This window comes from Labilibaculum sp. (assembly GCF_041595635.1).
Classification (GTDB): Bacteria; Bacteroidota; Bacteroidia; order Bacteroidales; family Marinifilaceae; genus Labilibaculum.
In genome coordinates, this window is sequence record NZ_JBFHJW010000052.1 from 17,150 (window position 1) to 29,383 (window position 12,234).

The following is a 12,234-nucleotide window of genomic DNA, read 5'->3' on the forward strand; positions in this document are numbered from 1 at the left end:
TAATTGAGTTTGGTAAAAGGAAAATGCGAGAATAGCTCAGTTGGTAGAGCACGACCTTGCCAAGGTCGGGGTCGCGAGTTCGAGTCTCGTTTCTCGCTCGAAAAAAAAGCTGTTTCATTTATTTGAAATGGTTTTTTTTATGTTTTTTTGCCTGTTATCTCTGCTCTAGTTTCAAGCCGAAAAGTTATGTGGTTTAATTTTTTCGTATAAATTTTTTTGATGAACTTTAGTCTTTTGGTCATCCAAAATAAACTTTACAATACTGAAATAATTTAAAAGACCTTCCGGTAAAATAATCGAACCAATTGTTTTTAGTTTTCTTGCACAGTAGTTATTCTTGCTTAATTTTCTTAGGTGGAAATGATAATTTAAGATTTAGTCCTCAACTTTTCTGCTTAATTCAAAACAAATTCCCAAAGCTGTTGTTATACTAACAAGATTTTATTCTTGAATACTAGACCGAAAACCACTTGTAGGGTATTGAACGGGGAATGGTGGGTTTGTTTTTTTGTTGTATCTTAAAAATCAAGTTCGTGTATTTGATAGCATTATCTGGGATAGTGATAGAGCAGAATGTGTACAGAAAGTAATTGAACGATGTAGTTAGTTTATGAGTTACCCAAATAGCACTGGGAGAATGATTTACAAGCTTTAATTTTAAAATCTATTCATTTTTATTGCTTAAGCCTAAAAAAAAGTAAACGATGAAAGAAAGACTATTTATAGCCATTTTGATGTTGTGTAGTTTGGCCGTTTTTGCAGAAATGGATATGCCGATAGTAGAAAAAAATGGTTCATTAACTGGTGTTATTGTTGATTTTAAGACCAAGGAACCTTTGCCCTATGTAAATGTGGTAATACGGGATATCAATAATAAAATACTAACAGGTGGAATTACCGATAATGAAGGAAAGTTTAGTATTCGGAAAATACCTGTAGGCATAAATACTGTCGAAATTCAATATATGGGGTACAAACCGTTTATTAAGAAACTTGAATTTTCATCTAAAATTTCTTCTTATAAATTGGGAACGATTCGCCTCGAAGAGGATGCGGAATTACTTGGTGAGGTAATGGTAAGGGCTGAATTATCAACGGTGACACAAAAGATTGATAGAAAAGTAGTTAATGTAGGAAAAGATTTAACTGCTGCAGGAGCTACTGCTTCCGAGGTGTTGAATAATGTGCAGTCGGTAAGTGTCGATAGCCAAACAGGGACTGTTAGTTTGCGTGGAAATGAGAATGTTAGAATTCTGGTTGATGGGAAACCTACTAATATGAGTGCCTCTCAATTGTTACAGCAGATTCCTTCTACTTCCATAAAAAGTATCGAGTTGATTACTAATCCGTCTGCAAAATACAACCCCGAAGGAATGAGTGGAATAATTAATATCGTACTAAATAAAAATGCAAATGTTGGCTTTAATGGAAATGTAAATTTAGGGATAACTCGAGGAGAAAATACACGTTTAAATGGATCTTTGGATTTGAATTACAAAACTGGTGCTGTGAACTTTTTCCTAAACTATGGGGCAAACGGTGGGAAAAGAAACAATAATGGCGATGTGTTAAGGAGTGCTTTTGATGAATCTGGTGAAGCAATTCTTGATGATGATATTCTTCAGGAATTTGTATTTAATAGTGATAACAGTTCTCATTTAGTGAAATTTGGGGCAGATATTTTTTTGAACGAGAAAAATACGTTATCGTTTTACACCACTCAAAATTTTTTTAATGGTGAAACCGATGGATCAACCAAAATTTATAGAGGCAATATTCTGGATAGTGAAACACTAGCCACAACGGAATCGAGAAATACAACAGGAACTTATAATGTGAATTATAAAATCGATTTTGAAAAAAAAGGTCATAATCTAGAATTTGAAGCTACCTATAGTAAAAGCGATGCTCCAGAGGATGCTTATAGCAAACAATTGCTTAATTTGTATGATTTAACCTCTAACTATATTGATAATATTGAAAATGATTATACCAATAGTCTTTTCAATTTAGATTATACGAATCCGATTTCGGAAAATACAAAACTAGAATTAGGCTTGGAGCTTAGGGTAAACGATACTGAGAACTCGAAAATCACCAATCAGCATGACTTTGTGTACGATGATATGGGGAATAAAATTCCTGATGGAGATTGGTATGAAACAGAGTTAAAACCCAACTCTGCATTTAGTTACGATAGAAGTATTTATTCGGGCTATGTAAATTTAAATCATAAAATCAATCATCTCTCGATGCAATTAGGTGCACGAATTGAACAATACGAGGTTGATGGAGAGTTTACCAAAGGAAGCGAGAATGCTACGTATACAGATAGTCGATTTACTGTTTATCCATCGGTATTTTTTACATTTACACCAAGTGAGAAAAATCAATTTCAATTGAGCTTTAGCCGCAGAGTTGACAGACCTTCTATCAGGCAAGTTAACCCTATTAGAGAATGGAGTACACCCCTGGTTAGTTCTTTTGGAAACCCTAATCTAGATCCACAATTCACGAACTCTTTAGAGTTTAATTATACAAAAGGCATGGAGAAGGGTTCTCTAACTTTTGGGGCATTTTACAGGCGAGTAACTGATAATATTTCGAGGGTATTGAATAAAGATCCACTGGATATTGAAAAGGTAGAAATGTCCTATTACAATACTGATAGTAACAATCGTTACGGATTAGAGTTATCTGCTAATTACAGATTTATTAAATGGTGGTCGATGAATGCTAGTTCCGATTTGTATGTACAGAAAGAAACTGGGGTGTCGAATGGCGAAAACCTTGAAATTACCAATAGTTCATTTAACGTTAGAGTTTCGAATAGTTTTACAGCAACTCAAAAGCTAAGGTTTCAATTGTTCGCTATGTATAGAGGAGGAGGAAAAAATCTTCAATTCGAGGTGGATCCAATGTGGATGATTAATGCAGGAGCAAGTTATAGTGTTTTAAAAGGAAAAGGAACTTTAAGTTTTAGAGTAAATGATATTTTTGAGGGAATGAAATTTAAATTTGATTCGAAAGTTCCTTACAATCAGTCTGGTGAATTCCATTGGGAAAGCAGAACCGCATATCTCGGTTTTTCGTACCGATTTGGTAGTGGTAAAAACAAAGCCAAACAAAGAAAACAAAGAGACAGACATGAAACGCAGGGGAGTGGTGGTTTTATGTAAATAAAAAAATAATCAGTTAATATAAAATCCTTTGATTCTATTCTGAATTGAGGTTTTTTTTTATGTGGTGATATGGATGCATCTTGCTGCTAATAATTCAAAATACCTTAGCTTGTGTTTTCAGATTGTTGCATCAATATTTTTATGCCAAAAAGCTTACTATTATAACCTTAGCTATTTTTATGTTCTGTAAAACTGAAATACTTCACTACAGTTTATATCTTTGTATCAAAATCAAGAGAAGTATGAATCTATCATCAGTAAATTTAATCTATTTTTCCCCAACAGGAACAAGTAAGAAAATAGTGAAAGCTATTGGTCAAGAGTTGAGTATTCAGCAAATTAACGAGTTCGATATAACTCCATTATCTTTTGCATCATCCGGAAATTTTAAAATTGAGAACGAGCTTTCAATTATAGCTATTCCTGTATATGGTGGACGAGTGCCGGATCTTGCTTTGGAACACTTAAAGAAATTCGAAGTGAAAGATACACCTGTTGTATTGCTTGCAGTTTATGGGAATAGACATTTTGATGATGCTTTACTTGAACTAAAAGATGCGGTACTTGAAATAGGATTTACACCTTTTGCAGCAGCTGCATTTATTGGAGAGCATTCCTTTTCGATAGAAAGCAAGCCAATAGCAATTAATCGTCCGGATGAGGCAGATTTGCTAAAAGCTAAACAATTTGCAGAAGAGCTACTGTTGAAAATACAAGATGGGGAAGCAAACGGTTTTCAAGTTTGTGAGGTTCCTGGAAATGTTCCCTATAAAGCAAAAGGGAAAATGCCTGATATTGCTCCAATAACAGAGGAGGAGCACTGTGATTTGTGTGGTGTTTGCGCCGATGTGTGTCCTGTAGATGTTATTGCAGTGAACGATACGGTTGAAACTAATGTTGAATCGTGTATTCGTTGTTGTGCTTGTATTAAAGCTTGCCCTGCGAATGCCCGGGTTTTTAACAATCAGTTGATTGATGGCATAAGAGAGAGACTCTTCACAAATTGTTCGGAACGCAGAGAACCTGAATTTTTCATTTAAAATAAATTCCGTAGTAGTTGATATGTAAATAGGGGAGTTTTTTTTCCAAAATTTGGAATGTTCTTCTGTAAATAGCATGGTTTTAGGGTAGAAATATTTGTAGCTGTTTTGACTTATTTGAAAGGTGTAAAAATTCCTGTCTTGGTGTTTTTAGTATCTGAATAAACAATATCTTCGTTTTAGAATAAAGTCAATTCAAAAAAGTTATATTTCATTTTTCAGCTATGCTAGTTCCAATTATTTTAATAGGAGTAGGTTTTGTTTTGTTGATTAAGGGCGCTGACTGGATGGTTAGCGGATCGTCTGCTTTTGCTAAAAAAAATAACATTTCTAATATTGCCATTGGCCTCACAATAGTTGCTTTTGGTACCTCCGCGCCAGAATTGGTGGTGAATTCGTTTGCTTCCTTCCACGGGTATTCCGACATTGTTTTTGGCAATGTAATAGGAAGTAATAATTTTAACCTATTCATTATTCTTGGAATTGTAGGACTTATTTCTCCAATAATTGTGCAGTCGAATACTGTTTGGAAAGAGATTCCCCTCTCTTTGTTTGCTGTTCTAATTCTATACCTACTTAGTAATAGTTTCTTTTTTCAGGAAAGTTCTATACTAACACGATTTGATGGACTTGTATTATTAGTGATGTTTGGTTTTTTTTTGTTTTATGTTTATCGACAGTTGAAAACAGAAGATACAGTGTCTGAAATTGCCATAATACCGATGTCAACTCTTAAAATATGGAGTCTTATTATTTTGGGTTTGTTGGGTTTGATTTTGGGAGGTAAATTCGTGGTTGATAATGCTGTTGAGGTAGCTTCACGTATGGGTGTAAGTGAAAAAATAATAGGTTTAACGATTGTTGCGGCCGGAACATCTTTACCTGAATTGGTAACCTCAGTTGTAGCTGTTTTGCGTAAGAATAATGACATTGCAATTGGAAATATTATTGGCTCAAATATCTTCAATATTTTGTTAATTATATCCGTGAGTTCATTTGTTAAACCTATAGAATTCAATTCCTTATTTAATATTGATATTTATATTTTAGCTGGAGGCACAATATTTTTATTTATTGCCATGTTTACAGGAAGAAAGAAGAAGTTGGATAGATGGGAAGCGGCACTTCTCTTAGGTAGTTATTTGGCTTACTCAGTTTATTTAGTTGGGAAAGAGTTGTAAATACTGCAGCATGATATGTGAATAAGATCTTTTAGTGGTAAGTAAATATGAAATTTCCAAAATTCAATTCCTTTCAAGAATCTTTGCTGTTTGTGAAATAAAGTTAAAAAGTGAACATTCATTCATTTTGTGATTAATTATATCTATATTCGTTCTGTTGAAATTAAAAAAAGATACAAGAATAGATTAGATAGGATGAAAATGAGTTCAAGAACAATTTGGTTAGGAGTAAGAGTTTTATTTGCAATTTTTATGTTTATGGGAGGTTTGCAACATTTTTTAAAAGCTGATTTTTACCTTCCTTTTGTTCCTTCTTTTTTACCCTTTCCCATGGCAATTATTTACTTGTCAGGTTTGGTTGAGATAGTCTTGGCTGTGCTGCTTGTTGTAAATAGATTCGCACGAATTGCCGCATGGGGAATTTTCATTTTAATGGTTCTGTTTTTGCCCATTCATATAATAGATGTATTTGCAGATGTTCCCGCAATTGGAACTCATAAGGCGGCATTGATTCGCTTACCTGTTCAGTTTCTTTTTATGGCAATAGCCTGGAAAATTCAACATGTTTTAGCAAGGAAATCGTAGAAATATTAATTTAGTATGGCAGTAAGAGAAAAAAGTAAGGAGAAACGAAATGCATTGTTAAAAGCAACCTTAGATTTGGTTAATGATAATGGATTTCACGATGCGCCAATGTCAAAAATTGCGAAGATGGCCAAGGTTTCACCTGCAACTATTTACATTTATTTTGAGAACAAACAGGATCTGATTAATCAGTTGTATCTGGAATTAAAAATGTCATATACCAAGAATGCATTCAAAGCTTTTTCTGAAGACATGCCCGTAAAAAAAGCTTTTGAATTAATCTGGTACAATATTGCAGATTATAAATTAAAGCAGGCTGATGAGGCTTGGTTTTTGTCTCAGTGCGATAATACAATCATGATTGATGAGCAGAGCAGACAAGAAGGACTGAAACATTTGCAGCCTTTGCTCGATTTGTGGGTTCGTGGTCAAAAGGAAGGAATCATAAAAGATGTTTCTCCTTATATTTTGTATGCTTATGCAATCAATCCATTAGCTCTGCTATTGAATTTTCAAAAAAGAGATCTTTATCAATTGAATCAACAAAGTTTAGACCAGGCTTTTCAGGCGGCTTGGGATAGTATTAGAAAATAATTTAGATATGGGAAAAACTGCAATTTTATTAGGTGCCAGTGGTTTAACCGGTAAGCTATTACTGAAACAACTTCTGGAGGACAGTACTTATGAACAAGTGAAGATTTTTACACGAAGAGCTTTGGGCATACAGCATGCTAAGATAGTGGAATATGTTGTAGATCTGCTTCAATTACATAAACACATAAGCGATTTTACTGCCGATGAGGTGTTCTGTTGCATTGGAACAACAGCAAATAAAACAAAAGACAAAGCTGTTTATAAGAAGATTGATTTTGGGATTCCTGTTGCTGCAGCGAAACTGTGCAAAGCAAATAAAATTGAAACTTTTATAGTGATTTCAGCACTTGGTGCTAATGCTGAGAGTAGGATTTTCTATAATCGTACAAAAGGTGAAATGGAGTTATTTGTTGAAAGACAAAAAATTATGAATACCTATATTCTTAGACCATCACTGATTGATGGGAAAAGAAGAGAATACAGGGTAGGAGAGCGAATTGCAGCTGCTATGATGAAAATTTTGGATCCTTTATTATTTGGAAGTTTGAAAAAATATCGAGCCATTGAAGCTGAAATAATTGCTTCCTGCATGCACTTTTTAGCCCAATCTAAACCAAATTATATAGTTGTCGAATCTGATGAGATACAGGAATTGGGTACTTCTAATTAAGAAGTCCTTATTTTTATCTCCCAAAGAGAATGAATATTCATTAATAAAATTAACAATTAGATAGATGAAAACAATACAATTAAATAGTAGACCAGTTGGAATACCAAAATTATCAGATTTTAAATTTGTGAACAAAGAAAAACCAACTCTCGCTGATGGCGAAATTCTTTTGAAAGCGAATTATATTTCTGTTGATCCTTACCTGCGAGGCAGAATGATGGAAGGTAAATCGTACGTTGCACCTTTCGAATTGAATAAAGTCATGAGTTCTGGCATGATTGCGGAAGTTGTAGAATCGAAACTTAATGGTTTTAGTAAGGGCGATCATGTTTCGGGAATGATGGAATGGAAAGAGTTTCAAACATCCAAAGGTGAAGGTCTTATGAAAGTGGACGGAAGTCATGTTTCTTTGTCGGTATATTTAGGAGTCTTAGGAATGACAGGTTTAACTGCTTACTTGGGACTTACCGAAATAGGAAAGCCGAAAGCAGGCGAAACAGTTGTGGTTTCGGGTGCAGCTGGTGCAGTAGGCAGTGTTGTTGGTCAAATTGCAAAAATTAAGGGGTGTCGTGTAGTCGGTATCGCTGGTAGCGATGAAAAGGTAGAGGAACTAAAATCAAAATATGGTTTTGATGCCGGAATTAACTATAAAACTACCACGAACATGACTCAGGCAATTGCTGAGTGTTGTCCTGAAGGAGTGGATGTTTATTTTGATAATGTAGGTGGTGAAATTTCCGATGCTGTTATGATGAATGTGAATCGCTTTGCAAGGATCATTGTTTGTGGAGCTATTTCGATGTATAACGCAACTAGTGTACCGATGGGACCAAGAGTACAACCTATTTTGATTAAAAATTCGGCACTGATGCAAGGCTTTATTGTTTCCAATTACACTGAGAAATTTGGAGTTGCCATTCCTCAGTTGGCAAAATATGTGCAGGAAGGAAAAATCATCTCTACAGAAACCATTGTGAAAGGATTTGATAATGTTCCACAAGCTTTTATCAACCTTTTTGAAGGTAAGAATAAGGGGAAAATGATAGTGGAAATAGAAGCTTAAGAAAATTAAATACAAATAAGATAAAATAGATATGTCGTTAACTACAGGAGTTTTAAAAATATTATTTGTGCTAACTTCTCATTCTCAAATGGGAGATACAGGGCACAAAACAGGATTTTGGGTGGAAGAATTTGCCAATCCGTATTACACATTAATTGATCAGGGAGTGGAGGTTACTCTTGCTACGCCTAAGGGTGGTGGTGCACCAATCGATCCAACATCTAACTTGCCTCAGAATGCTACTGAAGATACTAAGCGTTTTAATAAAGACAAGGCAGTACAGAAAAAAATTGCGAATACTTTAGCTCTGGCAGATGTTAATTTTGAAGATTACGATGCAGTTTTCTATCCAGGTGGTCATGGTCCTCTTTGGGATTTGGCTGAGGATGCGACTTCTGCAAAATTGATTCAAGATTTTAATGAAGCAAAAAAACCAATTGCTTTTGTTTGTCATGCTCCTGCAGCACTGAAAAATGTGAAAGATACGTTTGGAGAATCCCTTGTAAAAGGAAAAAAGGTGACTGGCTTTAGTAATGAGGAAGAGGAAGCTGTGCAGTTGACAAAAGTAGTTCCATTTTTGGTTGAAGATATGCTAAAAGCGAACGGCGGAATTTACAGTCGAGGAGATAACTGGACTGCTTACGCTGTTGAGGACGGAAATTTGATAACAGGTCAAAATCCTGCATCATCGGCTCTTGTGGCTCAAATGTTGCTAAAAAAGCTTCAGGAGAAATAAAAAGAATTTCGATTTCAATAATTATCCCTGAGCCATGGAATGATTTCGTGTCATTCTTTGGCTCTTTTTGTTCGAAATGAATACTTCTGCTTACCTTTGCTGCTAGTAATACTATAATTGCATTAAAAGAAGAATAGCCATGGATCAAGAGGACTTTGAAAAGATCAGAAAGATAAAAAAGGAAAATAAAGAGGCCTACAAAGATTGGAGCAGAAAAGATGATGATGAGCTGATTAACTTGTTTTTTGATGGTGTGCCGGTTGGTGAAATGGCTATTAAACTGAAGCGAACAAAAGGAGCTGTTCGTGCGCGAATCCGAAAAATGGAATTGATTCACATCAAAAAGAAAGATTCTTCTTCAACGAATCAGTAAAAAAGGTAGTACTAATTCGATTCTAATAATGGAGAAAACATTCTTATTTCTTTAGAAATTCATGTTGTTTTTCCTGATAATCAGTAAAGTTGAACTATTTGGTGTTAATCCAAACTATTAGACTACCTTTGTTGCTCAATTTTAAGTACATTTATGACATTTGACAAATTAGAGATTATAGAACCCATTCTGAAAGCGATTGGGGAAAAAGGTTATACACATCCCACTCCAATTCAGGAAAAATCAATACCCATTTTACTTCGCAGAAGAGATTTACTAGGATGTGCACAGACGGGAACAGGTAAAACGGCCGCATTCGCAATTCCAATTTTACAGCATATATACCAAGATACAAAGCCTGAGAAAGGGCGTCGCAAGATAAAAGCCTTGGTAGTTACACCAACTCGTGAGCTGGCAATACAGATTAAAGATAATTTCTCAGAATATGGAAAGTATGCTGGAATTAAAAATACAGTAATTTTTGGTGGCGTAAAACAGGGCGCACAAACAAAGGCATTAAACGCAGGAGTTGATGTTTTGGTGGCAACTCCAGGAAGATTGTTGGATTTGATAGGACAAGGTTATGTTTCGTTAAGAGACATTAAGTATTTTGTTTTGGATGAGGCAGATCAAATGCTTGATATGGGATTTATCCACGACATTCGAAAAATTATTGATATGTTGCCAAAGAGAAGACAATCATTGTTTTTTTCTGCAACTATGCCGTCAAGCATTGTAAGTTTGGCAGGTAAAATTTTAGGTAATCCTGATAAAGTAACAATAAAACCAGAACAAACTACTGCCGAGAAAGTTGGACAATCTCTTTTTTATGTGAGCAAAAAAGCAAAACCAAAATTGCTGATTTTTCTGCTTAAATTGGAAGAATTAGAATCGACTTTGGTGTTTACCAGAACAAAACATGGTGCTGACAAAGTAGTGAAAGGTTTGATTAAGGCAGGTATTCAGGCTGAAGCGATTCACGGAAACAAATCACAGAATGCAAGACAACTTGCGTTGAATAATTTTAAAAGTGGCAGCACTAAAGTACTTGTTGCAACCGATATTGCAGCTAGAGGTATTGATGTATCGGAATTGTCTTTGGTAGTGAATTTCGATTTACCGAACATTCCAGAAACCTACGTTCATCGAATCGGAAGAACAGGGCGTGCTAATGCAAGTGGTAATGCCATCTCATTTTGTGATACAGAAGAAAAACCATATCTAAAAGATATTCAGAAGCTAATCAGACAGGATATTCATGTGGTGAACGAACACCCATTCCTTCCTGGTGGTGTAGAGGATAATGCTGTGGAAGAGACTAAGCCTCAGAGACAAAGACAACAGTCTAGATCTTCAAGATCATCCAATTCTTCGAGGTCCTCGAATTCAGGAAATAAGGATTGGAGAAGAAGAAAGTCGAATTTTAAAAAGAGACCAGCAAGGAACTCAGAATAGACGAATTGTTAGCAATATTATACAACCGAAGGGATTTTCTCTTCGGTTTTTTTTGGTCTGAATTTGCGGAATTATTAATTAGATTATGATTTGTTTTGGTTTTGATAAATCGATACTTATGGCTAATATTATGCTGTCTTAATTAATCCACATCATACAAAATGAGAAAAAATTTTCACCTTCTGATTTCGCTGTCAATATTGATCCTAGCGATATGTTCCTGTTCCGATAAAAAACATATAAAACAGAAAGTTGACCCTGGTTTTGGACAATATATTTCTTCATTTACTTCGGGTGTTGTTTCTATTAAATCGGTCATTCAAATTCGTTTGGTAAATGATTATGAACTAAATATAGAACCAGGTCAGGAGCTGGAAGAAGGAATTGTTAGTTTATCACCATCAGTTAAAGGAAAAGCCTATTGGAAAGATGCTCGTTGCATTGAATTTCGTTCTGAATCAGGAATGAAATCGGGAACGGAATATCAGGCAACTGTTCGGTTGTCTAAATTGATGGATGTTCCTGAGAAATACGCCAATTTGAAATTCAGTTTTCAAACCATCACGCAAAGTTTTATACTAACAGCAGAGGGTTTACAATCCTACGATAAAACCGATATGCTTTATCAGCAATACAATGGCTACATTACTACTGCCGATGTAATTGTTGATGATGAAATTGAATTGGTACTGCATGCGACTCTTAATTCTCAGGAAAAATCCATTGAGTGGATGCATTCGGCGGATGGAAAACAGCATCATTTTGTGGTGGATAGCTTAAAACGCGAAGAGGATAAAGGGGAATTGAAATTGAAGTGGGATGGCCATGAGATTGGTGTGGACGAAAAAGGTGAAAAGAAGGTGGAAATACCTGCTTTGAATGTGTTTAAGATGATGAGTGCTAAGGTTATTCAACAACCGGAGCAATACGTTTCGATTCGTTTTTCCGATCCACTAAAAAAAGATCAAAATTTGCAAGGATTAATTCGGATTGATGGTGAATCTGATCCAAAATTTATTGTAGATGGCAACGAAATAAGGGCTTATCCAACTTATCGCTTGTCTGGAACAAAATCGATTCGATTTGAGGAAGGAATTCGAAATGTTAAGGATTATACTCTTGAAGAAAGTAAAACGATAGAGCTTACTTTCGAGGATATAAAACCTGCGGTGCGCTTGTTGGGAAAAGGGATTATTTCTCCTTCATCGCAAGGTTTAATTTTGCCATTCGAAGCGGTGAGCTTAAAATCGGTAGACCTGAAAGTGATTGAAATCTATGAAAATAATGTGCACCAGTTTCTTCAGGATAATCGAATGGATGGTTCTGAAGATATGAAAAGAGTAGGCCGTTTGATC

At 35.2% G+C, this 12,234-nt stretch carries 11 protein-coding genes and 1 tRNA gene; all 12 read left to right on the forward strand.

What is annotated here, in order from left to right:
- The first annotated feature begins 25 nt into the window (after nt 1-25).
- Nucleotides 26-98, forward strand: a tRNA-Gly gene (locus tag ABYT26_RS13485).
- Nucleotides 99-704: 606 nt separating this feature from the next.
- A complete protein-coding gene (locus ABYT26_RS13490) occupies nt 705-3,179 on the forward strand; it encodes a TonB-dependent receptor domain-containing protein (protein ID WP_372754752.1) in 2,475 nt (824 codons plus the stop codon).
- A 245-nt stretch (nt 3,180-3,424) separates the two neighbouring features.
- Nucleotides 3,425-4,222, forward strand: a complete 798-nt coding sequence (locus ABYT26_RS13495) for an EFR1 family ferrodoxin (protein ID WP_372754754.1) — start codon at nt 3,425-3,427, stop codon at nt 4,220-4,222.
- 224 nt (nt 4,223-4,446) lie between these two features.
- Nucleotides 4,447-5,403, forward strand: coding sequence for a calcium/sodium antiporter (locus ABYT26_RS13500; protein ID WP_372754756.1), 957 nt, complete (start codon nt 4,447-4,449; stop codon nt 5,401-5,403).
- A 201-nt stretch (nt 5,404-5,604) separates the two neighbouring features.
- Complete coding sequence (locus ABYT26_RS13505) at nt 5,605-5,988, forward strand: DoxX family membrane protein (protein WP_372754758.1); 384 nt, start codon at nt 5,605-5,607, stop codon at nt 5,986-5,988.
- Between the two features lie 15 nt (nt 5,989-6,003).
- Entirely contained in the window at nt 6,004-6,582 is a 579-nt protein-coding gene (locus tag ABYT26_RS13510) for a TetR/AcrR family transcriptional regulator (protein WP_372754760.1), read from the forward strand.
- A 7-nt stretch (nt 6,583-6,589) separates the two neighbouring features.
- Nucleotides 6,590-7,252 (forward strand): NAD(P)H-binding protein, encoded by a 663-nt coding sequence (locus tag ABYT26_RS13515; RefSeq protein WP_372754762.1) that lies wholly within the window; start codon nt 6,590-6,592, stop codon nt 7,250-7,252.
- A 64-nt stretch (nt 7,253-7,316) separates the two neighbouring features.
- Nucleotides 7,317-8,315, forward strand: coding sequence for an NADP-dependent oxidoreductase (locus ABYT26_RS13520; RefSeq protein WP_372754764.1), 999 nt, complete (start codon nt 7,317-7,319; stop codon nt 8,313-8,315).
- Nucleotides 8,316-8,346: 31 nt separating this feature from the next.
- Nucleotides 8,347-9,051, forward strand: a complete 705-nt coding sequence (locus tag ABYT26_RS13525) for a type 1 glutamine amidotransferase domain-containing protein (RefSeq protein WP_372754766.1) — start codon at nt 8,347-8,349, stop codon at nt 9,049-9,051.
- 139 nt (nt 9,052-9,190) lie between these two features.
- Nucleotides 9,191-9,424 carry a hypothetical protein gene (locus ABYT26_RS13530; RefSeq protein ID WP_372754768.1) on the forward strand — a complete coding sequence of 78 codons (234 nt, stop codon included), beginning with the start codon at nt 9,191-9,193 and terminating at the stop codon, nt 9,422-9,424.
- Between the two features lie 153 nt (nt 9,425-9,577).
- Nucleotides 9,578-10,879: a DEAD/DEAH box helicase gene (locus tag ABYT26_RS13535; protein ID WP_372754770.1), complete on the forward strand. Its 1,302-nt coding sequence runs from the start codon at nt 9,578-9,580 to the stop codon at nt 10,877-10,879.
- 161 nt (nt 10,880-11,040) lie between these two features.
- On the forward strand, nt 11,041-12,234 hold a 1,194-nt coding region (locus tag ABYT26_RS13540), incomplete at its 3' end, for a hypothetical protein (protein ID WP_372754772.1).